Source organism: Paraburkholderia sp., assembly GCF_035948235.1.
Classification (GTDB): Bacteria; Pseudomonadota; Gammaproteobacteria; order Burkholderiales; family Burkholderiaceae; genus Paraburkholderia.
Genome location: NZ_DASZJJ010000293.1, coordinates 1 through 25,307, shown reverse-complemented (window position 1 = coordinate 25,307; position 25,307 = coordinate 1). Strand labels below are relative to the sequence as shown.

Annotated in this window: 20 protein-coding genes; 17 read left to right on the top strand and 3 right to left on the bottom strand. The window is 63.5% G+C overall.

All coding sequences use genetic code 11. The features are described 5' to 3' along the window. Positions 1-48 precede the first annotated feature (48 nt). Entirely contained in the window at positions 49-1,164 is a 1,116-nt protein-coding gene (locus VG320_RS25900) for a saccharopine dehydrogenase C-terminal domain-containing protein (protein WP_327202919.1), read from the top strand. 1 nt (position 1,165) lies between these two features. Here the strand turns inward: VG320_RS25900 and VG320_RS25895 are convergent, their stop codons facing one another. Both VG320_RS25895 and cydX read right to left on the bottom strand, forming a co-directional pair. Further along, on the bottom strand, positions 1,166-1,750 hold the full coding sequence (locus VG320_RS25895) for an ATP-binding protein (protein ID WP_327202918.1): 585 nt from the start codon (positions 1,748-1,750) through the stop codon (positions 1,166-1,168). Positions 1,751-1,756: 6 nt separating this feature from the next. Next, on the bottom strand, positions 1,757-1,882 hold the full coding sequence (gene cydX / locus VG320_RS25890) for a cytochrome bd-I oxidase subunit CydX (RefSeq protein WP_327202917.1): 126 nt from the start codon (positions 1,880-1,882) through the stop codon (positions 1,757-1,759). Positions 1,883-2,120: 238 nt separating this feature from the next. On the opposite strand from cydX, the gene VG320_RS25885 reads away from it, so the two are divergent. The 9 genes from VG320_RS25885 to VG320_RS25845 all read left to right on the top strand — a co-directional run bounded on the left by VG320_RS25885 (position 2,121) and on the right by VG320_RS25845 (position 13,725). Next, a complete protein-coding gene (locus tag VG320_RS25885; protein ID WP_327202916.1) occupies positions 2,121-2,579 on the top strand; it encodes a hypothetical protein in 459 nt (152 codons plus the stop codon). A 267-nt stretch (positions 2,580-2,846) separates the two neighbouring features. After that, entirely contained in the window at positions 2,847-3,824 is a 978-nt protein-coding gene (corA, locus tag VG320_RS25880) for a magnesium/cobalt transporter CorA (RefSeq protein ID WP_327202915.1), read from the top strand. A 205-nt stretch (positions 3,825-4,029) separates the two neighbouring features. After that, positions 4,030-4,986: a sugar ABC transporter substrate-binding protein gene (locus tag VG320_RS25875; RefSeq protein ID WP_327202914.1), complete on the top strand. Its 957-nt coding sequence runs from the start codon at positions 4,030-4,032 to the stop codon at positions 4,984-4,986. Between the two features lie 383 nt (positions 4,987-5,369). Continuing rightward, positions 5,370-7,082, top strand: coding sequence for a sugar ABC transporter ATP-binding protein (locus VG320_RS25870; protein ID WP_327202913.1), 1,713 nt, complete (start codon positions 5,370-5,372; stop codon positions 7,080-7,082). Continuing rightward, on the top strand, positions 7,079-8,113 hold the full coding sequence (locus VG320_RS25865; protein ID WP_327202912.1) for an ABC transporter permease: 1,035 nt from the start codon (positions 7,079-7,081) through the stop codon (positions 8,111-8,113). Before VG320_RS25870 ends, VG320_RS25865 begins: the two co-directional genes overlap by 4 nt. A 251-nt stretch (positions 8,114-8,364) precedes the next feature. Beyond that, positions 8,365-9,438 (top strand): LacI family DNA-binding transcriptional regulator, encoded by a 1,074-nt coding sequence (locus VG320_RS25860; RefSeq protein ID WP_327202911.1) that lies wholly within the window; start codon positions 8,365-8,367, stop codon positions 9,436-9,438. 151 nt (positions 9,439-9,589) lie between these two features. Further along, entirely contained in the window at positions 9,590-10,495 is a 906-nt protein-coding gene (rbsK, locus tag VG320_RS25855) for a ribokinase (protein ID WP_327202935.1), read from the top strand. Between the two features lie 201 nt (positions 10,496-10,696). Continuing rightward, a complete protein-coding gene (locus tag VG320_RS25850; RefSeq protein WP_327202910.1) occupies positions 10,697-12,469 on the top strand; it encodes a methyl-accepting chemotaxis protein in 1,773 nt (590 codons plus the stop codon). Positions 12,470-12,963: 494 nt separating this feature from the next. Beyond that, on the top strand, positions 12,964-13,725 hold the full coding sequence (locus VG320_RS25845; protein WP_327202909.1) for a hydratase: 762 nt from the start codon (positions 12,964-12,966) through the stop codon (positions 13,723-13,725). On the opposite strand, the gene VG320_RS25840 is transcribed toward VG320_RS25845, so the two are convergent. Then, complete coding sequence (locus tag VG320_RS25840; protein WP_327202908.1) at positions 13,672-14,103, bottom strand: hypothetical protein; 432 nt, start codon at positions 14,101-14,103, stop codon at positions 13,672-13,674. The two genes, VG320_RS25845 and VG320_RS25840, sit on opposite strands and share 54 nt — an antisense overlap. A gap of 406 nt (positions 14,104-14,509) precedes the next feature. On the opposite strand from VG320_RS25840, the gene VG320_RS25835 reads away from it, so the two are divergent. From VG320_RS25835 to VG320_RS25805, 7 genes are all read left to right on the top strand, one after another. Beyond that, positions 14,510-16,432 (top strand): PrkA family serine protein kinase, encoded by a 1,923-nt coding sequence (locus tag VG320_RS25835; protein WP_103703772.1) that lies wholly within the window; start codon positions 14,510-14,512, stop codon positions 16,430-16,432. A 167-nt stretch (positions 16,433-16,599) separates the two neighbouring features. Continuing rightward, the gene (locus VG320_RS25830) at positions 16,600-17,868 is read left to right on the top strand and encodes a YeaH/YhbH family protein (protein WP_327202907.1); all 1,269 of its coding nucleotides are present in this window, start codon (positions 16,600-16,602) and stop codon (positions 17,866-17,868) included. Beyond that, entirely contained in the window at positions 17,865-19,610 is a 1,746-nt protein-coding gene (locus VG320_RS25825; RefSeq protein ID WP_327202906.1) for a SpoVR family protein, read from the top strand. The genes VG320_RS25830 and VG320_RS25825 overlap by 4 nt, the downstream gene beginning before the upstream one ends. A gap of 203 nt (positions 19,611-19,813) precedes the next feature. Beyond that, a complete protein-coding gene (locus VG320_RS25820) occupies positions 19,814-21,490 on the top strand; it encodes a SulP family inorganic anion transporter (RefSeq protein ID WP_327202905.1) in 1,677 nt (558 codons plus the stop codon). 238 nt (positions 21,491-21,728) lie between these two features. Further along, positions 21,729-23,141 (top strand): GH1 family beta-glucosidase, encoded by a 1,413-nt coding sequence (locus VG320_RS25815; protein WP_414696121.1) that lies wholly within the window; start codon positions 21,729-21,731, stop codon positions 23,139-23,141. Between the two features lie 185 nt (positions 23,142-23,326). Beyond that, positions 23,327-24,568, top strand: coding sequence for an ABC transporter substrate-binding protein (locus VG320_RS25810; RefSeq protein ID WP_327202904.1), 1,242 nt, complete (start codon positions 23,327-23,329; stop codon positions 24,566-24,568). Between the two features lie 6 nt (positions 24,569-24,574). Then, on the top strand, positions 24,575-25,307 hold a 733-nt coding region (locus tag VG320_RS25805; RefSeq protein ID WP_327202903.1), incomplete at its 3' end, for a sugar ABC transporter permease.

Genomic DNA, 25,307 nt, shown 5'->3' with positions numbered 1-25,307 from the left:
GGGCGCGGCATGGCCCCCGACCACAGAACACCAAAAAGGAGATGCAAGATGAAAGTCGCTATCGCAGGCGCCGGCCTGATCGGCCACACCATTGCACACATGCTGCGCGAAACCGGGGACTACGAAGTGGCCGCGCTCGACCGCGACGCGCGCGCCCTCGAAGCACTCGCCGCCCAGGGCATCCCCACAGTCCGTGTCGATTCCGCCGATGCCGCCGCGCTGCGCGGCGCGCTGGAAGGCTACGACGTGCTCATCAACGCGCTGCCGTATTACCTTGCGGTCAACGTGGCTTCAGCGGCGAAGGGCGCGGGCGTTCACTACTTCGACCTGACCGAAGACGTACGCGCAACTCATGCGATCCGCGCGCTCGCCGATGGCGCCGATCATGCGTTCATGCCGCAATGCGGGCTGGCGCCGGGCTTCATCGGCCTGGCCGCTCATGCGCTGGCCAGCCGTTTCACCGAGATCCGCGAAGTGAAGATGCGCGTAGGCGCGCTGCCGCAGTTCCCCACCAACGCGCTCAAGTACAACCTCACCTGGAGCGTGGACGGCCTCATCAACGAATACTGCCAGCCTTGCGAGGCGATTCGCGACGGCCGCACGCAATGGGTCCAGCCGCTCGAAGGCCTGGAGCATTTTTCGCTCGATGGCGTGGAGTACGAAGCATTCAACACCTCCGGTGGTCTGGGCACGCTATGCGAGACGCTGTCGGGCCGCGTCGAATCGCTCGACTACAAGTCGGTGCGCTATCCCGGCCATCGCGCGCTGATGCAGTTCCTGCTCGAAGATCTGCGCCTGTCCAATGAACGCGACGTACTCAAGTCGATCATGCGCCGCGCGATTCCCGCCACGGAACAGGACGTTGTGCTGATCTTCATGACGGTGACGGGCATGCGCAACGGGCAGCTCGTGCAGGAAGTGTTCACGCGCAAGATCTTCGCCAAGACTGTGTGCGGCGTGCCGATGAGCGCGATCCAGATCACCACGGCCGGCGCAATGTGCGCGGTGCTCGACCTGTTCCGCGAAAAGCGTCTGCCGCAGTCGGGCTTTGTGCGCCAGGAACAGGTTTCGTTGGCGGAGTTCCTCGCAAACCGCTTCGGGCAGGTCTATGAAGGCGCGACGCTCGACACGTTCAATACGCTCGCGCCGGTCGCGGTGGCGTAGCTTAAGAAGCCTGGGCAAGCCGATGTAGCAGGGCGTCGTAATCGGCTTGCGCGGGCGCGGTCGTATCGAACACGATCAGGTCGTCCAGTTGCGCGCCTTCGGGTTCAAAGCGCCGCTGGCGATACTCATCCCAATGCGCGAGTTTCCACGCATCGCCAGGATGAGCGCGTGCGACGATGCGCTGTTGGGCCGTTTCTTCGGCGGCGCGCACCCAGACGGCGGCGAGCGTCACGTCCTCGCCCACACCCAGCCAATCCCGATCCAGCAGGCGCCGCTCGCGCACTTCGCGCGACAGCGGCCCGATCGCCAGCACGCTCACGCCGAGCGCCAGATTTTCGCGCGCGGTATCGAGCAGCCCCTGGTATTCGGGGTCGCGCAGATGGTGGAGAAAGAGCGGACTGTCGCGGTCGTGCGGATCCTGACCGAGCGCGGCGAGCGTCGCGGCGCTGGTTCTCCCGTAGAGCGTGTCCTTGTCGAGCAGACAAAACGGCTCGCCCGTCGCGCGGGCAAGCGGGGCGATCAGCCGTTTGGCCAGCGTTGTCTTGCCGGTGCCGGCGTGTCCGCAGAAGAAAACCAGTCGAGTCACGTACGTTTATTCAGGGGGCTGCGTGCGGCCGTCGCCATTGAGGAGCTTGCCGTTGGCCTCCAGCCACATCACGTTGATGATGCCGAAGCCGAGCGCAACGCCGATGCCGAGTATCCATGTGAAGTACCACATCGTCTGCAACCTCCCTGGAGTGACGGGATGAAGCGGCGCGATCGCGCGCCAGTTGCTGGAGCATATACCATCGCCGCGCCCATGCCTGTAAGGCGCGCCCGTAACGGCTACCCGCAATGTGCGCCGCCCGGCGTGGCAGGCGGTTGGCGTGCGGTTATGATGGGCGCTCGCGGGTCGGCGGCAAAACGTCGATAAAGGCCGGCCCGGCAGACCGAGCAGACAAAAGGGGAGTGCGCCCATGCCGTTGTGCGTAGGTAAAAAGCGTCGCCGTTGGTGGGGCACCGCGCCCCTTGTGGCAATGAGCGTCGCGCTGGGGCTGGCGCTGGGCGGTTGCGCCGAGGAACGCGCGCCACCCGTGGCGTTCAAGCCCGTACCGCAGACCCGCATCCTCAAACCGGGCTATACCGAGCCGGGTGAGGGCCTCGTTGCCGTGGACGTGCGGCGCGAGCGCATCCGCGACGTCATCGTTAAATTCCGCGACGCGCACATCTACATCGACGGCGAAGAGGTGACGGACGTCATGGACGGCGAGCATGTCACGTTCTACCTGAAGCCGGGCATCCACCGCATCGGTGTGACGACGCAGTTCGATCCGGTGGTCGAATTGCGCTTCGTAGTCGATCCGCGCTACACGAATCGCGCGAGTGTAACGTTCGACAAGGATCATCGGATCGGCATCCGGCGGGTCGCGCAGTAACGACCGGTCAAGCCCCGGCCACAGCCGCTGGGGCGCCAGGCGTGCCGGAAGCGCGCCGGCTTTCACATTGCTTTCAGCAGCAACCCCCGAGCGGCCCGGCATCGCGCTTGCTGGGCGCCTTGCGGAACTGGCGCGGCGCGCGATGGTCGATGCAACGCTTACACTTGGCACCGCATCACCCTCAAGCCTCACCGTATCAACTCAGGTTTTAACTTCAGGACAGGCGGCGCGCCGTCATCGCCGCGCGCCGCCGGGAAGAATCCGAACATGCTCATCAATTGCGCCGCGTATCAGGGCGGCAAGAAACTGGCCGATATTCAGATCGAGGCCATCAGCGACTATCTGCAAAAGCCCGAATGCTTCGTCTGGGTCGCGCTCAAGGACCCGGACGCGGGCGAAATGGCCGCGATGAAGGAAGAATTCGATCTGCACGCGCTCGCCATCGAAGACGTGATGAACGGCAACCAGCGCCCCAAGATCGAGGAATACGGCGACACGCTGTTCGCGGTCTTTCACACAATCGAAATCGACGGCGACGGCGAAATCGTCACCGGCCAGGTCAACGTGTTCGCCGGACCGAACTTCGTGCTGTCCGTGCGCCATCGCGCCCAGCAGGGCTTCCAGGACGTGCGCGCACGCTGCGAGCGCGAGCCGGAGCTGCTCAAGGAAGGCTCGGGCTTCGTGCTGTACGCGCTGATGGACAGCGTGGTCGACCGTTATGCGCCGGTGCTCGAAGCGCTCTCCACCGAGATCGAGGAGCTGGAAGACCGCATCTTCGAGAAACACTCGCTCGCGCAGTCGCGCGCGATCATCGAGGATCTGTACTCCCTCAAGCGCCGCCTCGTGATCCTGCAACACCACATCACGCCGCTCGTCGATGCGGTGGGCAAGCTGGTGGGCGGCCGCATCCCGCAGGTGTGCCTCGGCATGCAGGCGTACTATCGCGACGTGTACGACCACCTCGTGCGCATCTCGAACATGATCGACGCGCGCCGCGAAATGATCGTCACGGCGATCCAGGTCAATCTGGGCATGATCTCGCTGGCCGAAAACGAGGTGACCAAGCGGCTGGGGTCGTTTGCCGCCTTGTTCGCCGTGCCGACCATGATTGCGGGTATCTACGGGATGAACTTCGAGCACATTCCCGAGCTACATTTCAAGTACGGTTACGAGGTTTGCCTCGCCGTGATGGCGGTCATCGACATCGTGCTGTACATCCTGTTCCGCCGTGGCGGCTGGCTCTGATAGTCTCTGCGGTTTGACGGCTCGCATCCCATGCTGCGTCGCAACGCGGTTCGGGATGCAGCCGCGAGTGCATCACCGCACCACAGCACCACCGCGCGGCCGATTGACACCGCGCGCGGCGGCCCCGGAGAATGGGCCGTCTGCAAACGTTTGCGCATAAACAGAAATACGGCCCAGCCGGGCCAGACAACCGGAGACTCCAAAGATGAACTCCCGCATTCGCCGTCGCGTTCTTTGCACTGCCGCTGCACTTCTCGCTGTATCCGCGCTGCCGCTTTCGGCGCACGCCCAGGCCGCCGGGCACAAGCCCAAGGTCGCCCTCGTCATGAAGTCGCTCGCCAACGAGTTCTTCCTCACCATGGAGAACGGCGCGAAGGACTACCAGAAGCACAATTCCGGTGAGTTCGATCTCATCACCAACGGCATCAAGAACGAGACCGATACGGCCGCGCAGATCCAGATCGTCGAGCAGATGATCGTCTCGAAGGTGGATGCCATCGTGCTCGCGCCCGCCGATTCCAAGGCGCTGGTGCCGGTCGTGAAGAAGGCCGTGGACGCGGGCATCATCGTCGTCAACATCGACAACCGACTCGATCCGGATGTGCTCAAGTCGAAGAACCTGAACGTGCCGTTTGTCGGTCCGGACAACAAGAAGGGCGCGCGCCTCGTCGGCGACTATCTGGCGAAGAAGCTCAAGGCGGGTGATCAGGTTGGCATCGTCGAAGGCGTGTCGACCACCACCAACGCGCAGCAGCGCACGGCGGGCTTCAAGGATGCGATGGATGCGCTCGGCGCGAAGATCGTCTCCACCCAGTCGGGCGAATGGGAAATCGACAAGGGCAACGCCGTCGCTTCGGCCATGCTCAACGAATATCCCGATCTGAAGGCGCTGTTGTGCGGCAATGACAATATGGCGATCGGCGCCGTCTCGGCCGTGCGCGCGGCGGGCAAGCAGGGCAAGGTCTACGTGGTCGGCTACGACAACATCGACGCCATCAAGCCGATGCTCAAGGACGGCCGCGTGCTCGCCACCGCCGACCAGTACGCCGCCAAGCAGGCCGTGTTCGGCATCGACACGGCGCTCAAGGCGCTCAAGGATCACAAGAAGCAGGCCGATCTGTCGGGCGTGGTGGAAACGCCGGTCGTGCTCGTCACCAAGTAAGCCTGGCGAAGCGGCCGGACTGGCACGGCACAAAATATGCATCCCGAATCGTTGGTTTTGCTGCGCTATGCAACGGCCTGCCCGGTCTGGCGGCGTGCGCAAAGGATTGCGCGCAGGATGATGTCGCCCTTGTGTAATAAACCGCTCAAGAAAACCTCTGCGCCGCCGTTATTCGTAGCGTGATGGCTGCGTGAGCGAAGTTGAGCCGAGGTTGAGCGGAAGTTGCGGCGGGGTTCGACGATTGCGCCGCCGAAGGCGGGCCGTCCTGGCGGCGGCCGCCAGCTTGTGGAGAGGGCGGGCCAGCGCGCGACGCGCGCCGGCCGCGCCCTTTTTGTGCGGATCCGCGCCCAAGACGGCCCAGGCAGCGCGACTACAGGATCGTGATGGAAGCAATTGCCCCCGATGCACAGTCACCCGCATCCGCCCAAGGCGCGGTGCTGACGGTGACGGGCGTCGGCAAGACCTACGAGCAGCCGGTGCTCGCCGACGTCAGCCTCGCGCTGCGCGCCGGGGAAGTGCTTGCGCTCACGGGCGAGAACGGAGCCGGCAAGAGCACCCTGTCGAAAATCGTCGGCGGTCTGACGACGCCCACCGCCGGCAGCATGACGCTGATGGGCCGCCCCTACGCGCCGTCAAGCCGCAAGGAAGCCGAAGCGCTCGGCGTACGCATGGTGATGCAGGAACTGAACCTCCTGCCCACGCTTTCGGTCGCCGAGAACCTGTACCTGAATCATTTGCCGCGCGCCAAAGCGCTCGGCTGGGCGGGCTGGATCGATCGCACGCGTCTGCGCGAGGATGCGCGCGCGGCGATGGCCCAGGTCGGCCTCGAAGCGATCGACCCCGACACGCCGGTGGGCGAGCTTGGCATCGGCCATCAGCAACTCGTGGAGATCGCGCGCAATCTGATTGGCACCGAAGGCGCGCCGCTGCGCGTGCTGATCCTCGATGAGCCGACCGCGATGCTCACGGGCCGCGAAGTCGAGCTGCTGTTCGAGCAGATCGCCCGGCTCAAGGCGCGCGGCGTGGCGCTCGTCTATATCTCGCACCGGCTCGAAGAGCTGGAGCGCATCGCGCAGCGCGTAGCCGTGCTGCGCGACGGGCGGCTGGTGCGCGAGGACGCGATGGCGAACCTCACGCCCGATCGCATCGTCGCGCTGATGGTGGGCCGCGAGCTTGGCGAGCGCATCGATCTGGGCGAGCGGCGCATCGCCGCGCCCCTGCTCAAGGTGGAAGGGCTAGGGCGAGCGAATGTCGTGCGCGACGTGTCATTCGAAGTGCGCGCGGGTGAGATTTTCGGCGTCTCGGGTTTGATTGGCGCGGGACGCACGGAGCTGATGCGCCTGATCTACGGCGCCGATGCCAGGGATCGCGGCACAGTCGCACTCGCGCCGACGCCAGGCGCTACGCCCGTGCCGGTGCAGATCGCCTCGCCGGTGGATGCGGTGCGCCTGGGTATCGCGCTGATCACCGAGGACCGCAAGGGCGAAGGGCTGCTGCTGCCGCAGTCGATTGCCGCCAACGTGTCGCTCGGCAATATCGGCGCGGTGTCGCGTTACGGCGTGGTGGACGCTGCGCGCGAAAACGCGCTGGCTTCCGCGCAGATCGACGCCATGCGTATTCGCACTGCGGGTCCGGGCCAGGCAGTCGGCGAGCTGTCGGGCGGCAATCAGCAGAAGGTCGTCATCGGGCGCTGGCTAGCGCGGCGCGTCTCGAACGACGTGCGCGTGCTGCTGTTCGACGAGCCGACGCGTGGTATCGACGTGGGCGCGAAGTTCGACATCTATGCGCTGATGGGTGCGCTCGCACGCGAAGGCCGCGCGCTGGTGGTGGTGTCGAGCGATCTGCGCGAGCTGATGCTGATCTGCGACCGCATCGGCGTGATGTCGGCGGGCAAGATGACGGCGGTATTCGCGCGCGGAGAGTGGACCCAGGACGCGCTGCTAGGGGCGGCGTTCGCGGGCTATCGCGCCGAAGACGCGCTGCTTGCCGATGCCGCCGATCTGCCCGATCCGGAAACAGCGGTCGCGCCCGGTCAGCAACAGGATGCAAGGCACGATCACGGCTCGGGAAAGAGCCCAGGAGAAAGCGCTTCATGACGAATCAACCGTTGCGCGAACAACAGACGCCGCCTGGCCATGACGCGCAGGTGGCAAGCACCAAACCCGTCGGCACGCGTTTCGGCCTGTCGAATTATCTGGGGCTGGCGCTCGCGCTGATCGCGATGATCGTGCTGTTCTCGCTGCTGAGTTCGCATTTCCTGACCTACGATACGTTCAGCACGATCGCGAACCAGATTCCCGATCTCGTGGTGATGTCGGTGGGCATGACGTTCGTGCTGATCATCGCGGGCATCGATCTGTCGGTGGGATCGGTGCTGGCGCTGGGCGCTTCGGTGGTGAGCGTGGCCGCGCTGAAGTGGGGCCTGGGGCCGTTGCCTTCGGCGCTGCTCGGCGTACTGGCCGCGGCGGCCACGGGTACGCTCACGGGCGCGGTGACGGTGGGCTGGCGCATTCCGTCGTTCATCGTTTCGCTCGGCGTGCTGGAGGCCGCACGCGGTCTGGCGTACCAGATGACGAATTCGCGCACGGCCTATATCGGCGATGCGTTCGACATTCTCTCGAACCCGATCGCGTTCGGCATCTCGCCCGCGTTCCTGATCGCCGTCGCGGTCATGGTGATCGCACAGCTGGTGCTCACGCGCACGGTATTCGGCCGTTACCTGATTGGTATCGGTACCAACGAGGAAGCCGTGCGGCTTGCGGGCGTCGATCCGCGGCCGTACAAGATTCTGGTGTTCGCGTTGATGGGCGCCTTGTCGGGACTTGCGGCGCTGTTTCAGGTGTCGCGTCTCGAAGCCGCCGATCCGAACGCGGGCGTCGGCCTTGAGCTGCAGGTGATCGCGGCCGTGGTGATCGGCGGCACGAGCCTGATGGGCGGCCGCGGATCGGTGATCAGCACGTTCTTTGGCGTGCTGATCATTTCGGTGTTGGCGGCGGGGCTCGCGCAGATCGGCGCGAACGAGCCGACCAAGCGCATCATCACCGGTGCGGTGATTGTGGTGGCCGTGGTGCTCGACACGTATCGCAGCAACCGGCGCAACAAGCGCAGAGGCGGTGGCGGCAAATGATGAAAACGATGAAAAAAGAGCGGTAGAGCGATGAGGCAAGGGGTGAGCAGGCTGCGGACCGGGCAGCGTGCCCATCGCCGGATCATCGACGCAATACGGCAACACCCAGAGCAGCACTCGCAGCAATAACAACGTAACGAGGGCGCGCCCGCGCAGCAGACCAGCAAACCAGCGTGGGCGTCGAGAGCAATCGCCGCATGTACGGCGGCAGCAGTAGAAAACGTGCAGGACGAAGCAGGAGCAACAGAAAAATGGCGACGATCAAAGATGTGGCCGCCGTGGCGGGGGTGTCTTTCACGACGGTGTCGCATGTGGTGAACAATTCGCGGCCCGTGTCCGCGGAAGTGCGGGCCAAGGTCGAGCAGGCGATCCGCGACCTCAACTACGTGCCTTCGGCCGTGGCGCGCTCGCTCAAGGCGCGCTCGACCGCGACCATCGGGCTCGTCGTGCCTAACGGCACGAATCCGTATTTCGCCGAACTCGCGCGCGGCGTCGAGGACGGCTGCGCGAAGAAGGGCTATTGCGTGTTCTTCTGCAATTCGGACGACGATCCGGTCAAGCAGCGCAACTACCTGCGCGTGCTGCAGGAAAAGCGTATCGACGGGCTGATCGTGGCCTCCGCCGGCGATGACGCCGTGCTCGCCGCAACGCTGGGCGACACGCGCGAGCCGATCGTGGTGGTGGACCGCAATATCGAAGGCCTGGACGCCGATCTCGTGCAGATCGACCACGAGCGCGGTGCGTGGCTCGCAACGCGCCATCTGCTCGAACTCGGCCACTCGAATATTGGCTGCATCACCGGACCGGTCACGACGGCGGTGAGCGCCATGCGCATGCACGGCTTCCTGCGCGCGATGGCCGAACGCGGGATCGAGATCGCGCCGGGCGCGATCGTCGAAGCCGACTTCTCGGGCGCGGGCGGCTATCGCGCCGCGGCGCAACTGTTCGACACCGTACGCCCGAGCGCAATTTTCGCGGGCAACGACATGATGGGCATCGGCGCGCTGCGCGCCGCCGCCGAGCGCGGCCTGCGCGTGCCGGACGACTGCTCGATCATCGGCTTCGACGATATCGAGCTGGGGCATTTCACGTGGCCCGCGCTCTCGACGGTCGGGCAGCCCGCCCGGGCGCTCGGCGAAATGGCGGCGCTCACGCTGATCGAGCGCATCGGCGCAACGGAGCGCGAGCGTGCGGACGCCAAGGTGCAGCGGCGCGTAATGACACCGCAGCTTTTGCAGCGCGAGTCGACCGCGCCGTGGAGCGGCAAGGCCCAGGCGCCGTCCGAGCAGGAACCCGAACCCGAGCCTGCCTCGCTCGCGGCCTGACGCCGCCGCGCTCGCGCGCACGCCGCCCGGCTTTTCGACGCAGCACGCACAGACGAAGAGGCGCAGAGGAGATGACGAGGTGGCGACGAACAATGCGAACAACGATGACGCGCAATCCCTGACCACGCCCGGCGCGGCGGCAAGAGCGCGCGTGGTGGTGGTCGGCAGTCTCAATATGGATCTGGTGGCGCGCGCGCCGCGTCTGCCGCGTGCGGGCGAAACGCTCGCGGGCAGCGCCTTCGTGCAGGTGGCGGGCGGCAAGGGCGGCAATCAGGCCGTCGCCGCCGCGCGGCTGGGCGCCCAGGTGGCGATGATCGGCTGCGTGGGCGCCGACGCCAACGGCGAGCGTCTGCGCGCCGGACTGCTCGCGGAAGGCATCGATTGCGGCGCGCTCGACACCTCGCCCGCGGCGCCGACCGGTGTGGCGCTGATCGTCGTCGACGATGCGAGCCAGAATGCCATCGTCATCGTCGCGGGCAGCAATGGCGAAGTGACGCCTGCCACGCTCGCGCGCCATGAGGACGTGCTCGCGGCGGCGCAGGTGGTGGTCTGTCAACTGGAGACCCCGCCGGACGCGGTGCACGCCGCGCTTGTCACCGCGCGCCGGCTCGGCACGATCACCATCCTCAATCCCGCCCCGGCCACCGGGCCGCTGCCCTCCGTATGGATGCCGCTCGTCGATTACCTTGTGCCCAACGAACTCGAAGCCGCCGCGCTCACCGGCTTGCCCGTGACGACGCCCGATGAAGCCGCGCACGCCGCCGGCGCGCTGCGACGCGCGGGCGCGCGCAATGTGTTGATTACGCTGGGCGCGCAGGGCGTGTGCGCGTTGCTGGACGATGGCACGCAAGCAACGCGCCATTGGCCCGCGCCTAAAGTCGCGGCGATCGACACGACCGCGGCCGGCGACACTTTTGTTGGCGCGTTGGCGGCACAACTCGCGGCGGGCGAATCGGCTGAAGCGGCAATCCCATTCGCGCTGCGCGCGGCATCGATTTCGGTGACACGGGCGGGCGCGCAGCCATCCATTCCGACACTCGCCGATCTGCGCAGTTAAGTGTTGGGTGCATTGTCAATGAATCGAAAGAAATGGATATTGATTTGTAATTATTGCGCCACGCATTTTAATTATTTCTTCATACCATATAACAATTTCAAGTCTCTCAAACGTTTGCCGTAAACGAGTTAAGTGCAGGTTAATCGCAGTTAATCGTTTTTCAGGGCGGCAGCCACCGCCTTCGGCAAGTTCGGGAGAGTCATGAACAAGGGCATCAGCATCAAGGCGCGCATCGGCCTCACGATGGGTTTTCTGGCGGCGCTCATCGTCGTCATCAGCGTGGTGGGACTGCTTGGCCTCACACGATCCAACGACGCTTACAGCGATACCTACACCAACCAGATGCCAAGCGGCCATGCCGTGAACATGGCCGAAATCTACGCCGCGCGTGAGCGTCTGGCTCTCGATCGGGCGGCTTTCCAGATCGGCACGCCGGACGCGGCGGCGACGCTTGCGCGCGCCCACGAGATGCGCGGCATCTCCGACAGCTACTGGAAAAAGTACACCGATTTGCCGCGCGGCCAGGAAGAGGACCGCCTCGCGCAGGACGTCGCGGCCCGTCGCGACGCGCTGCATCAGGCCGCCGACAGCTTCGCCGCGGTCATCACGGCAGGTGATCAGAGCAAGGTGCTCGACGGCGCCAAGGCGCTGCAGGCCGCTTACGACCAGCTCTCGAAGTCCGATCTCGCGCTCGACAAGCTGCAGACCGCGCTCGCGCAGCAGGGCTTCGACGCCGCGCAGTCGGCATTCAGCGAGCTGCGCGTCGCGGTGATCGCGGCGCTTCTGATCGGCATCGGCGCTTCGGTGTTCTCGTTCCTGGCGCTGCGCCGGGCGATCTCGGAGCCGCTGAACGAGGCGCTGGGCGCGTTCACGGCGATCGCCGCCGGCGATCTGCGTCGCCCCGTTGTGGTGCGCACGCGTGACGAAATGGGCGAACTGCTCGGCGGCGTCTCGCGCATGCAGCGCAGCCTGACCGACACGGTGCGCTCGGTGCGCGAAGGCGCCGAATCGATCGCGACGGCCACGCGTCAGATCGCGGCGGGCAACATCGATCTGTCCTCGCGTACGGAAGAGCAGGCGTCGGCGCTGCAGGAAACCGCGTCGAGCATGGAAGAGCTGACCGGCACCGTGAAGCAGAACGCCGAGAACGCCCGCCAGGCGAGCCAGCTTGCGGCCAACGCTTCCGAGATCGCCAACAAGGGCAGCAGTGTGGTGAGCCAGGTGGTCGGCACGATGGGCGACATCAACCAGAGCTCGGCGAAGATCTCCGACATCATCACGATCATCGAAGGCATCGCGTTCCAGACCAACATTCTCGCGCTCAACGCGGCCGTGGAAGCGGCCCGCGCGGGCGAAGAGGGTCGCGGCTTCGCCGTGGTGGCGGGCGAGGTGCGCAGCCTTGCGCAGCGCTCGTCGGCGGCGGCCAAGGAAATCAAGGCGCTGATCGACAACTCGGTCGAGCGCGTGCAGGCGGGCTCGGCGCTGGTCGACGAAGCGGGCCGCACGATGACCGAGATCATCGGCGCGGTGCAGCGTGTGACCGACATCATGGGTGAAATTGCGGCGGCTTCGCAGGAGCAGTCGAGCGGCATCGACCAGGTGGCGCGCGCCGTCACGCAGATGGACGAAGTGACGCAGCAGAATGCGGCGCTGGTGGAAGAAGCCGCCGCCGCGGCGCAGTCGCTGGAGGACCAGGCGGGCCGCCTGCGCTCCGCTGTGGCGGTGTTCAACCTGGACGATCATGGCGCGTCGGCTATGACGTTTGGATCGGCAGCATCGACGCCGACGGCACCCACGTCCGCCCCCGTCAGAGCCAGCGTGAAGCCGGTTGCGCGTGCGGCGGCCAAGCCCGTCGCGGCGCGTCCGGCGCACGCCGTGGCCGCCCCGCGCGCGCCGGCACCTGCGGTGCGTCCCGCCGCGCCCGTTGCCGCTACGGCCAGCGCCGGCTCGAACGACGACTGGGAAACCTTCTAATCGTCATATTGAAGGCGGTGCGCCAGACGCGCCGTCTCGAGCACCGAGCCTGTCGGGCTGCTCAGGTCACGCCGCTGCATTGCAGCGGCTTTTTTTCGTCCGCGCGGACCCGCCATGTCCCAGCCACGCGCCGCGGCCAACGGGTTACGGTACATTGTGTGTCGTGTCACGCGCACGGCCAGGGACGCAAGGTACACTGCGTTGCAACCTGCGCGTTCGGGTGTGCCCAAGTCCGTATGGATGCGGAGCGCGTGCAGCGCAAACGCCGCAGCGGCACGCTGCGCGTTCGTGCGAACTGCATAAGCGCAGGGCAAGCGGTATTCACAGGGGCGGCAATGCGGTCACGAACGGGCGCCAGGGAGGGCGCGCCGCATTGCTGTAGCGGTAATCGGGCGGCGCAGCGGTGCAGCGCCGCAACGCGACATGACGACAACATGCCGGCCAGGCCGCGCTCAGGCGCCCCCGGCATGCGAACGTACAAAAAGGACCCAGACATGACACGTGACGATCTCGTGCAACGCCTCGTGACGGCGCGCCGCCACCATCACCTGATCGAGACGCTGCCGCCCGAGAGCCTGCCGCCCGATGCGGCCACGGCCTATGCGATCCAGCAGGCCGTGATCGCGGGCCTCGGCACCGCCACGGGCGCCTGGAAGATCGGCGCACGTACGCCTGGCGGCGCGGCCTCCGGCGCGCCGATCCCGGCCACGCTGGTGCATGCCTCGCCCGCGCGCATCGAGCGTCAACACTTCTTCCGCGTGCTGGTGGAACTGGAAATCGCCTTTCGCTTCGCCGAGCCGGTCGCGCCGCGCCCCAGCGCCTATGCGCGCGACGAAGTGCTTGCCTTGGTGGGGCAGGTGCTGCCCGCCATCGAAATCGTCGATAGCCGTTATGCCGAATGGCCCAATGTCGCGCCGCTGGCCCAGCTCGCCGATGCGCAGAACAATGGCGCGCTCGTAACAGGGCACGCGCAGCCCTATGGCACGCTGGCGCGTGCGCTGGACTTCGTCGCGCCCGAACTCGAACTGAGCTTCGACGGCGTTTCGCTCGTGCCCGAGGCCCCAGGCAATCCGGCGGGCGACCCGCGCGAGTTGCTGGTCTGGTTCGTCAACCATTGCGCGGCGATGGGCATCACCATCGAGCCGGAATGGACCATTACCACGGGTTCCTACGTAGGGGCTCACCGCATCGAAGGACCTGGTCTACTGCATGGTCATATCGACGGCTTCGGCGAAGTCGAGATCGAGTTCGTGTAACCGGATGCGCGACGCAGTCATCGCATGCGTCATGAACACATCAACGGCCATCGTGCTTCGTGCGCGTTGGCCGTTTTTTGTTGGCCTCGTTTTTCGTTGGGCTGATTTTCTGGCGTGTTCGGCATGTTCGGCGTTATGTACGAACAAGCGCACAAACAGTCGCACAGACAAGCTGTCACGCGTGTCATTTTTCACGCATGCGTGCCGGTGTCGGCATGAGAAAGCCACTACTGACGATAGGGGCAGCGGGCCGCGTAAAAGCGCCTGTGCAGATGCACGAATAAATGCGCGGCAGGTCACCGACACGCGCAAATACGACGCGTAAAACAAGAAAAAATGCGCAAGAAAAAATGCGCGATTGATGAAGCTGCCGTACACGCGAGTCGAATACGCGTTGCCGCGCCCGACTTGTTACAAATATGGCGATGGAAATCGTTGCGGCGTGTACACGGCTTGTGCGGCCATGCGTTGTTGGAAAGAAGCAGTGCGCAACAAGCGGGAGGGCGGGCAGCGGAGTTCGACGCGCGGTTTCACTGCAGTCGTGCTGCTGGAACGTCGAAGTCCTTCGCGATGTCACACGCTTGCGGCGTGAAACTTGCGAGAGCGGGGAAGATCATTGTAAGACGTAGTGGTCGTAGCTCCAAGAACTCAAAACGGCCCTTGAATCAGGCGCGATTTATGTGTGAAAAAAAATTCAAAAGGGTTTAGGATGAATTCGAGCGATGTCGTTTCCGATTAGCGCGCCGCGCACGACATCGGTCGCAGATCTCGGCGAGGAGGTAGCATGGATATCTACAGCAGCTTCGCGACCCGCTTCGAAAAAACGCGAGAAGAGGAACTCTCGCTCGAGGAGTATCTCGCGCTCTGCAAAGAAGATCCCAGCGCGTACGCCACGGCTGGCGAACGCATGCTGACGGCAATCGGGGAACCAGAACAGATCGATACCCGCAATGATCCGCGCACGTCGCGCATCTTTGCGAACAAGGTCATCAAGGTGTATCCCGCTTTCCGCGAGTTCTATGGCATGGAGGACGTGATCGAGCAAGTGGTCGCGTACTTCCGCCATGCGGCGCAAGGACTCGAAGAAAAGAAGCAGATTCTCTACTTGCTCGGCCCGGTTGGCGGCGGCAAATCGTCCATCGCCGAGCGTCTGAAACAGCTCATGGAACGCGTACCGTTCTACTCGATCAAGGGTTCGCCCGTGAACGAGTCGCCGCTGGGTCTGTTCGACTACGACGAAGACGGCCCCATCCTCGAAGAGCAATACGGCATTCCGCGCCGTTACCTGAAGAGCATCCTGAGCCCGTGGGCGGTCAAGCGCCTGCACGAGTACAACGGTGACATCCGCAAGTTCCGCGTGGTGCGCCGCTATCCCTCCATCCTGCGTCAGATCGGTATCGCCAAGACGGAACCTGGCGACGAGAACAATCAGGACATCTCGTCACTGGTCGGCAAGGTCGATATCCGCAAGCTCGAGCAATACGCGCAGGACGATGCAGACGCCTATAGCTATTCCGGCGGTCTGTGTCTCGCGAATCAGGGTTTGCTCGAATTCGTCGAAATGTTCAAGGCGCCGATCAAGGTGCTGCACCCGTTGCTCACGGCCACCCAGGAAGGCAACTTCAAGGGCACCGAAGGCTTCGGCGCGATCCCGTTCAACGGCATCATCCTCGCTCACTCGAACGAGTCGGAATGGAAGGCCTTCCGTAACAACCGCAACAACGAGGCACTCCTCGACCGGATCTTCGTGGTGAAGGTGCCGTACTGCCTGCGCTACTCGGAAGAGATGAAGATCTACGAGAAGCTGCTGCGCAATTCGTCGCTGGCCGATGCGGTCTGCGCGCCGGGTACGCTCAAGATGATGGCGCAGATGTCGGTGCTCACGCGTTTGCAGGAGCCGGAGAATTCCAGCCTCTTTTCGAAGATGCAGGTCTACGACGGCGAGAATCTCAAGGACACCGATCCAAAGGCCAAGTCGTACCAGGAGTATCGTGACTTCGCCGGTGTCGATGAAGGCATGAACGGGGTCTCCACGCGTTTCGCGTTCAAGATTCTCTCGCGCGTGTTCAACTTCGACTCCACCGAAGTGGCGGCCAATCCGGTGCACCTGATGTACGTACTCGAGCAGCAGATCGAACGCGAACAGTTCCCGCCGGAAACCGAGCAGAAGTATCTGTCCTTCGTGAAGGACGTGCTGGCGTCGCGTTACGCCGAGTTCATCGGCAAAGAGATTCAGACCGCGTACCTCGAATCGTATTCGGAATACGGTCAGAACATCTTCGATCGCTATGTCACGTACGCCGACTTCTGGATTCAGGATCAGGAGTTCCGCGATCACGACACGGGCGAGAGCTTCGACCGCGCGGCCTTGAACGCCGAGCTGGAGAAGATCGAAAAGCCCGCGGGCATCAGTAATCCGAAGGACTTCCGCAACGAGATCGTGAACTTCGTACTGCGCGCGCGTGCCGCCAATGCCGGGAAGAATCCGGCCTGGATCAGCTACGAGAAGCTGCGCGTGGTGATCGAGAAGAAAATGTTCTCGAATACGGAAGAACTTTTGCCGGTTATCTCGTTCAATGCAAAGGGATCGGCAGAAGAACAGCGCAAGCATGAAGACTTCGTCAACCGTATGGTGGCGAAGGGCTATACGCCGAAGCAGGTCCGGTTGCTCTGCGACTGGTATCTGCGGGTGCGCAAGTCGTCATGAGCGCAGAGGCTTTACCTTCCTGCTGCGCCGCCGCAATCAGCATGCGGCGGCGCAAAAGGAAACTCCGGCAGGGCGCAGGCCACGCAGCCGCGAGCGGGTGAACGCGGCAGGCACGGCAACCCAGACTGCGCACCTCGCCCATTCCAAACTGGAGCGGGAGACTGGATGTGCTTCATCAAATCATCGACCGCAGGCTGGCCGGCAAGAACAAGAGCATCGCAAATCGTGAGCGCTTTCTGCGCCGCGTGAAAAACTATATTCGTCACGCCGTCTCGGAAGCGGTGCGTGACCGCAGCATCAAAGATATCCAGAGTAACCAGAGCATCACCATTCCGCGCAAGGACATTGCCGAACCCTCGTTCCGGCACGGCCCCGGCGGGCGGCGCGAGATGGTCCACCCCGGCAACGAGGACTACATTCGCGGCGACCGTATTCCGCGTCCGCAAGGTGGCGGCGGCGGTGGCGGTAGTCAGGCGAGCAACGAAGGCGAAGGTCAGGACGACTTCGTGTTCGAGCTGTCCCGCGAAGAGTTCATGCAGTACTTCTTCGACGACCTCGAACTGCCGCGCCTCGTCAAAACTCATCTGATGGCCGTGCCCACGTGGAAGAGCATCCGCGCGGGCTGGGCCGCCGAAGGCACGCCCAACAACATCGACGTGGTGCGCTCGCTGCGCAGCGCGCTCGGCCGCCGTATCGCGCTGGGCGCGCCGCTCGTCAACGAACTCCACACGCTTGAAGAGCAGCTCGAAGCGCTGATGGCCGATCCGTCCGATCGTCGCGACGAGATCAAGATCCTAGAAGACGAGATCCATCATCTGCGCGGGCGCATCTGGCGCATTCCGTTTATCGATCCGTTCGACTTGCGCTACGTGAACCGCGTGAAGCAGCCGCAGCCGTCGAGCCAGGCGGTGATGTTCTGTCTGATGGATGTGTCCGGGTCGATGGACGAGCAGCGCAAGGATCTGTCCAAGCGCTTCTTCATCCTCTTGTACCTGTTCCTCAAGCGCAATTACGAAAAGATCGAGGTGGTCTTCATCCGCCACCACACGCGCGCCGAGGAAGTGGACGAAGACACCTTCTTCCATTCGACGGAAAGCGGCGGCACGGTCGTGTCGAGCGCGCTGGAGCTGATGAAGAAGGTGATCGAGGACCGTTATTCGCCGAGCGACTGGAACATCTACGGCGCGCAGGCTTCGGACGGCGACAACTGGACCGACGATTCGCCGAAGTGCCGCAAGCTGCTCGCGGATGACATCCTGCCTAAGGTGCGCTATTTTGCGTATATTCAGGTGACGCCGGAAGAACAGAATCTCTGGCTTGAGTACGCCCAACTAGCGCTCACGGAACCTGAACTGGCGATGAAGAAGGTCGACACCGCAGCGGATATCTACCCCGTTTTCCGGGAGCTGTTCGAAAAGCAGGTGGAGCGCTCATGACGACACGCCACCTGCACAACGAGGCGCGCGGCTACCAGCCGGAGCGCCAGAAAAAGGGCGGCCACGGACCGGACCGGCAAGCAGGGCAGCAAGCCGGTCACGAGGCCGCTCCGGAAATGGGGGAACATGTCGCCGAACCCGCGCACGCCGAGGCGCCCGGGCCCGACGAGAACAGGCTCCCTCCTGAGCGGCAGTTTGCCCAAAAAAGGGAAGTGCATATGAACGTAGCCGACAGACGGCCGTTGCCGTGCCCATCCGACTGGACCTTCGACCTGATCGAGGAATACGACACGCATATCTCGCATGTTGCGGAGCAATACGAACTGGATACGTATCCGATCCAGCTCGAATTGATCAGCGCCGAGCAGATGATGGACGCGTACGCCTCCGTCGGCATGCCGGTCAACTATCGCCACTGGTCGTTCGGCAAGCATTTTCTCTCCACCGAGAAAAGCTATCGCCGGGGCCAGATGGGTCTGGCCTACGAGATCGTCATCAACTCGAATCCCTGCATCGCCTATCTCATGGAAGAGAACACCATGACGATGCAGGCGCTGGTGATCGCGCACGCGGCTTACGGCCACAATTCGTTTTTCAAGGGCAATTACCTGTTCCGTCTCTGGACGGACGCGCACGCGATCATCGACTACCTCGTCTACGCGAAGAACTACATCGCGGAATGCGAGGAGCGCTTCGGGCTCGATCGTGTGGAAGAACTGCTCGATTCGTGCCACGCCCTCATGAATTACGGCGTCGATCGATACAAGCGGCCGCAGAAGCTCTCGCTCGAACGCGAGGCAGCCATGCGCCGCGAGCGCGAGGCGTATCTGCAATCGCAGGTCAACGAACTCTGGCGCACGCTGCCGAAAACGCAGCAGCCCATCGCCGAGGAATACGACGAACGCTTCCCGCCCGAGCCGCAGGAAAACCTGCTGTATTTCGCGGAAAAGAACTCGCCGCTGCTTGAGCCGTGGGAGCGCGAAGTCATTCGAATCGTGCGCAAGGTGGGGCAGTACTTCTATCCGCAGCGGCAAACGCAGGTCATGAACGAAGGCTGGGCGACCTTCTGGCATTACACGCTGCTCAACACGCTGTATGCGCAGGGCAAGCTCGAAGACGGCTTCATGATGGAGTTCCTGCATTCGCACAGCAATGTGGTCTATCAGCCGCCCGTCACCAAGCACTACTACAGCGGTATCAACCCGTATGCGCTGGGTTTTTCGATGATGAGCGACATTCGCCGCATCTGCGAAAACCCCACCGACGAGGACCGCAAGTGGTTCCCGGAACTCGCGGGCAGCCCGTGGCTGAAAGCCCTGCATTACGCGATGCGCAACTTCAAGGACGAGAGCTTTGTTGCGCAGTATCTGTCGCCGCATCTGATTCGCGAAATGCGGCTCTTTTCGGTACTCGACGACGATATGCGCGATGCGCTGGAGGTCTCGGCGATTCATGACGACAGCGGCTATCAATACGTGCGCCAGGCGCTTTCGCGTCAGTACGACATGCATCACCGCGAGCCGAATATCCAGGTGTGGTCGGTGAATACGCGCGGCGACCGCAGTCTCACGTTGCGCCATTTCATGAGCGACAACCGCCATCTTTCCGGCGACACCGACGAGGTGCTGCGGCACATGGCGCGGCTCTGGCAGTTCGACGTGTATCTGGAAAGCGTCGATGAAAATGGCACGGTGAGAAAGCGTTACGAATGCCGCTACGTGCCGCCGCCGATCAGGGTGTGAACCTGCTTGATCGACGCGGTAATCGAAGGCCAGCCTCTGCGCTGGCCTTTTTTATTGTCGGCGCGCACAGCCTCGCGAGCTTTCACCCGCCTTCACTGCAGCGCTGCGTTGAAGTGGCGCGCTAAGATACAACGCTAATCGAAAATTTCATCAAGAATTCATAGAGGAGTCGATGCGGATGCAAGAATCGAAAGGACGCTGCCATGGCGCTTGATCTGTTCAGGGGCGTGCGGCCGCTCACCCGCGCAGGCGCGCTGCGCGACGCGAAAGCGGGCATCATGCTCGCCTCGATGAATATCCCGCAGTTGCTGGGCTATGCGCGCATCGCGGGCATGCCTGCGGTGACGGGCATCTATACGGGTTTTCTGCCGCTGATCGCGTTTGCCTTGTTCGGCGCGTCACGTCATCTCGTGGTGGCCGCAGACTCCGCCACCGCCACCATCTTCGCGAGCAAGCTCTCCACCATGGCATCGCCCTCCAGCGCGGAATATGTCGCGCTGGCTGGGATGACGGCGTTGCTCACTGCGGCAATCCTGCTGCTCGCGCGCATCTTCAAACTGGGCTTTCTGGCGGACTTTCTCTCGCGTACCGTGCTGGTGGGTTTTCTCACTGGCGTGGGCATGCAGGTGGGCGTGGCAATGCTCGGCGATATGCTGGGCATCCCGTTCACTTCGCGGCGCACCGTGCTGCAGATCAAGCAGATCGTGCTGCAGTCCGGTTCGATTCATTGGCAGACGCTGGCGATTTCCGCCGCGGTGGTCGCGGCGATTCTGCTCTTCAAGCGCTTGCGGCCGGGCTGGCCGGTGCCTTTGCTTGCCGTAGTGGCCGGCATTGCCGCGAGCGCGCGTTTCGACTTTGCGGGCCACGGCATTGCCATCACCGGTCCGGTGGCGGGCGGGCTGCCACATCTGGCGTTTCCCGCCGTCGGCTGGTTCCAGATGATCGATCTGCTGCAGGTGGCGGCGTCGTGCTTCGTCATCATCGTCGCGCAGAGTGCAGCCACGAGCCGCGCATTCGCGGAAAAATACGGCGAGCGCGTGGACGAAGACCGCAATCTGCTGGGCCTCGCGGCCGCGAACGTGACTGCGGCCTTCAGCGGCGCATTTGTGGTCAACGGCAGTCCCACGCAGACAGCAATGGGCGAGCAGGCCGGCGCGCGCAGTCAGTTCGCGCAGCTGGTTTTCGCGGGCGTGGTGGTGATCGTGCTGCTGTTCCTGAGCAACTGGCTGCAGTATTTGCCGCGCTGCGTGCTGGCAGCGATCGTCTTTACCATTGCCGTCGGGCTGGTACATATCGGACAACTGATCGATATTCGTGGGGAAAGCCGCGGTGAGTTTCGACTCGCGGTCGCCACTGCGGTGTCGGTCGTCTTGATCGGCGTGGAGAACGGCATTCTCATCGCAATTGCGCTGTCTTTGCTGCGCCATGTACGCCACAGCTATCGCCCGCATACGATGGTGCTGATGCCCAACGAAGAGGGCCGCTGGATGCCGGTGCCCGCGCAAGCCGGGCAGATGACTTCGCCGGGACTCATCGTTTACCGCTTTGGCGCAGACCTTTTCTATGCGAACGATCATTTTTTCGTCGATGACATTCGCCGGCTGATCGACGGTGCGCCGTCTGCGGTGCGTTGGCTCGTGATCGATGCCGCTGCCATTACCGATGTCGATTATTCGGCAGGTCGTTCGCTCAACGAACTATGTGAATCGTTGCGCAGCAGCGGTGTGAAAGTGATTTTCGGGCGCGTCAATCGCTATCTGCGTGCGGACATGGATCGCCACGGCATCACGCCCGTGGTGGGCGCGGAGAATCTCTACACGACCTTGCACGAAGCGCTGGCCGCCGTGCATCCCGAACTCGACGCCCACGCCGACGCGTAATTCAGGACGCATCGTTTCAACGCACGGCGTGCCAGGCGCCCAACCGCCGTGCGCTTTCGCCTGCACGCCGCCTACACGCAAACTACTTAAAACGCTCCAGACAAACCCTGATTGCCCATGAGTTTTCGCGGCTGATATCGTGCGCCTCAAGCGCTGTGGAAGCGCTTCCACTCCCACCGCCGGAAGGTCGGGCAGCAAGGCTGCCCACCAACCGGCCAGACCTCGCGCAGGAGCTTTCGTGACACACGATTCAGCCGCTTCGCCGCATTCCGCATCCACCGCCATTCTCGACGACGACGCGTTCACGCCGTCGCCCGATTCCGCGCTCTGGCGCCGCAATTTCCTGCTGGGTGCGGCCACCGCGTCCTATCAGATCGAAGGCGCGGCGACCGAAGACGGCCGACTGCCGTCGATCTGGGACACCTTCAGCGCCACGCCCGGCAAGGTGCTGGCCGGCGATACCGGCGCGGTGGCGTGCGATCACTACCACCGATGGTCCGGCGACCTCGATCTGCTCAAGGACCTCAATTTCGAGGCCTATCGCTTTTCGATCGCCTGGCCGCGCGTGATGGATGCGTCGGGCCGTCCCAATGCAAAGGGCATCGGTTTCTACAAGCGTCTGCTCGAGCGCCTTAAAGAGCAGGGCATCCAGACCTTTGCGACGCTTTATCACTGGGATCTGCCGCAGCATCTGGAAGATCGCGGCGGCTGGCTCAACCGCGACACGGCGTACCGCTTCGCCGACTATGCCGATCTGATGAGCCGCGAACTCACGGGTCTCGTGGACGCATGGATGACGCTTAACGAGCCGTGGTGCTCGGCGTATCTGGGCTACGGCAACGGCCATCACGCGCCGGGCCTGTCGAACCCGCGCTATGCAACCCAGGCGATGCATCACCTGCTGCTCGGCCACGGTCTTGCGACCCAGGTGCTGCGCGCCAACGATGCGAAGTCAGCCAAGGGTATCGTCGCCAACGTCGGGCGCGGCACGCCCGATTCGCAAACGCCTGCCGATATCACCGCCGCGCGCCGCTTCGAAGTGCAGCACAACGCATGGATTCTCGACCCGCTGCTCAAGGGCGAATATCCGGCCGAACTGTTCGAATTGTGGCCGGGCACCGAGCCGCTGGTGCTCGAAGGCGACATGGAAACCATCGCGACGCCGCTCGATTTTCTCGGCATCAACTACTATTTCCGCACCAACGTAAAGAGCGACGGCGCGCACGGCTTCACCGAAGTACCGCTGCCGGATGTGGAGCGCACCCAGATGGGCTGGGAAGTCTATCCCGACGGCCTGCGCGATCTGCTGGTGGGCTTTCACGACACCTACGACAATCTGCCGCCGATCTACATCACCGAAAACGGCATGGCGTCCGACGACAGCGTGCAGGACGGCGAAGTGGTCGACGCGCAGCGCATCGCCTTCCTCAAGCGCCATCTGGCCGCCGTCGATGGCGCGATCAAGAAGGGCGTCGATGTACGCGGCTATTTCGTGTGGTCGCTGCTCGACAACTTCGAATGGGCGTTTGGCTACGAGCGGCGCTTCGGCGTCGTGCATGTCGATTACGACACGCAGAAGCGCACCAAAAAGCGCAGCGCCGAGCTGATCGCGCGCTTTATCGCCGAGCGCAACGCTCGCGACGGCGGTTGAGAAAAAACGACCACCTGAACGGTATTAACCGTAATTGCTGTATCGGCTGCGCGCCGCGAGAATGCGTCAACAGGGGAAGTAACAGGTAAGAGCCGCAGGACCGCGCGCGCACAGCCACCCGTATCACCGCGACAGTTTGACTTCATATACCTGTAAATAAAACCGGCAATACCGGAGGAGACGTAATGAAGCAAAACGCACCTGTCCTGCGCGGCATCGTTGCCGCGCTGGCATTGGCCGGAGCGCTCGGCGCTCATGCTGCGGATGCGCCGCTCAAAGCCAATGTGATTCACTGGTGGACTTCGGGTGGGGAATCCGCCGCCATCAAACAGTTCGCGCAAGCCTACGACCAGGCGGGCGGCCAGTGGGTCGACAACGCAGTCGCGGGCGCCGACCAGGCGCGCGCCACGGCAATCAACCGCATCGTTGGCGGCGATCCGCCCACCGCCGCGCAGTTCAACACCTCGAAGCAGTTCCACGACCTCATTGACCAGGGACTCCTGAATAATGTCGATGTGGTTGCCGCCAAGGAAAACTGGAACGGCATCCTGCCCGAATCGGTGCTCAACCAGATCAAGGTCAACGGCCATTTCTACGCCGCGCCCGTCGATATCCATATGCAGGACTGGTTCTTCTACTCGAAGCCGGTGTTCGCAAAGGCGGGCATCGCCAGCGAGCCGAAGAGCATGGACGAACTGTTCGCCGATCTCGACAAACTCAAGGCCGCGGGCGTGATTCCGCTCGCGCTGGGCGGCCAGGCGTGGCAGGAGAAGATCACCTTCGACGCGATCTTCGCCGACATGGACCGCAATCTCTACATGAAGGTCTACCGCGACCGCGACGCCAACGCTGTCAATTCGCCGGCCTTCAAGAACGTGCTCGCAACCTTCAAGCGCCTGCATAACTACGTCGATTCCGGCTCGCCCGGACGCAACTGGAACGACGCAACGGCGCTGGTGATTTCAGGCAAGGCCGGCATGCAGATCATGGGCGACTGGGCCAAGGGCGAGTTCTCCAACGCCAAACAGGTCGCGGGCAAGGACTTTGGCTGCTTCCCAGGTTTCGCGAATTCGCCGTACATGATCGCGGGCGATGCCTTCGTGTTCCCGAAGACCGACAATCCGCAGGCCGTCAAGGCGCAACAACTGCTTGCATCGGTGATGACCTCGCCGAAGGCGCAGGCCGCGTTCAGCGAGAAGAAAGGCTCGATTCCGATTCGCCTCGACGTGGATACCGCAGGCTTCGACGTCTGCGCGAAGGAGGGCATGAACATCATGAAGGACAAGGCGCGCCAGTTGCCGAACCCGGAAATGCTGATTCCGCCCGATGTGCAGGGCTCGCTCCAGGACGTCATCACCAACTTCTGGAACAAGAACCAGTCGGTTGACGACGCCCAGAAAGCGTTCGCCTCGGCGATCAAGAGCTAACCGCCCATGTACGCGCTCAAGCTGGACGAAGCCAAACAGCGGACCAAACGGCAGGCGCGTGCAGCGCGCCCCATGCGGCGGCGCGTCTCGCTCGCCGTGTGGATCGCGCTGCTGCCCATGGCGGCCACGGTCGTGTTCGCCTATCTGGGCACGATGCTGTGGACCGCGCGCGTGTCGATGAGCTATTCGCGCTCGCTGCCGTCGAATACGTTCGCGGGCGTCACGCAGTACGTGCGCCTGTTCAACACCGAACGCTGGATCGTATCGCTGCAGAACCTCGCGATCTACGGCGTGTGTTTCATCGTCGCGTGTCTGGTGATCGGGCTGCTGCTGGCGATCTTTATCGACCAGCGCGTAGTCGCTGAAGGCGCGCTACGCACGATCTTTCTTTATCCGTATGCCATGTCGTTCGTCGCGACTGGCCTCGTGTGGCAGTGGATACTGAATCCTGAGCTGGGCGTGCAGGCCGTGCTGCGCGACATGGGTTTCGAGCACGCGCAGTTCGACTGGATCGTCTCGCAGCGCTTCGTGATCTATACGCTCGTGATCGCGACCGTGTGGCAAGCCTCCGGCCTCGTGATGGCGCTGCTGCTCGCGGGCCTGCGCGGCATCGACGACGAAATCTGGAAGGCCGCGCGACTCGACGGCATTCCACGCTGGCGCGTGTACGCAAGCATCGTCGTGCCGATGCTCAAGACTTCGATGTCCACCGCCTTCGTGCTGCTGTTCGTGATGGTCG

Bases quoted from the DNA above. Each gene is read 5' to 3' on its own strand.
- VG320_RS25900 (WP_327202919.1), top strand. From the start codon at position 49: ATGAAAGTCGCTATCGCAGGCGCCGGCCTGATCGGCCACACCATTGCA.
- cydX (WP_327202917.1), bottom strand. From the start codon at position 1,882: ATGTGGTACTTCACATGGATACTCGGCATCGGCGTTGCGCTCGGCTTC.
- VG320_RS25885 (WP_327202916.1), top strand. From the start codon at position 2,121: ATGCCGTTGTGCGTAGGTAAAAAGCGTCGCCGTTGGTGGGGCACCGCG.
- corA (WP_327202915.1), top strand. From the start codon at position 2,847: ATGCTCATCAATTGCGCCGCGTATCAGGGCGGCAAGAAACTGGCCGAT.
- VG320_RS25875 (WP_327202914.1), top strand. From the start codon at position 4,030: ATGAACTCCCGCATTCGCCGTCGCGTTCTTTGCACTGCCGCTGCACTT.
- VG320_RS25870 (WP_327202913.1), top strand. From the start codon at position 5,370: ATGGAAGCAATTGCCCCCGATGCACAGTCACCCGCATCCGCCCAAGGC.
- VG320_RS25865 (WP_327202912.1), top strand. From the start codon at position 7,079: ATGACGAATCAACCGTTGCGCGAACAACAGACGCCGCCTGGCCATGAC.
- VG320_RS25860 (WP_327202911.1), top strand. From the start codon at position 8,365: ATGGCGACGATCAAAGATGTGGCCGCCGTGGCGGGGGTGTCTTTCACG.
- VG320_RS25850 (WP_327202910.1), top strand. From the start codon at position 10,697: ATGAACAAGGGCATCAGCATCAAGGCGCGCATCGGCCTCACGATGGGT.
- VG320_RS25845 (WP_327202909.1), top strand. From the start codon at position 12,964: ATGACACGTGACGATCTCGTGCAACGCCTCGTGACGGCGCGCCGCCAC.
- VG320_RS25835 (WP_103703772.1), top strand. From the start codon at position 14,510: ATGGATATCTACAGCAGCTTCGCGACCCGCTTCGAAAAAACGCGAGAA.
- VG320_RS25825 (WP_327202906.1), top strand. From the start codon at position 17,865: ATGACGACACGCCACCTGCACAACGAGGCGCGCGGCTACCAGCCGGAG.
- VG320_RS25820 (WP_327202905.1), top strand. From the start codon at position 19,814: ATGGCGCTTGATCTGTTCAGGGGCGTGCGGCCGCTCACCCGCGCAGGC.
- VG320_RS25810 (WP_327202904.1), top strand. From the start codon at position 23,327: ATGAAGCAAAACGCACCTGTCCTGCGCGGCATCGTTGCCGCGCTGGCA.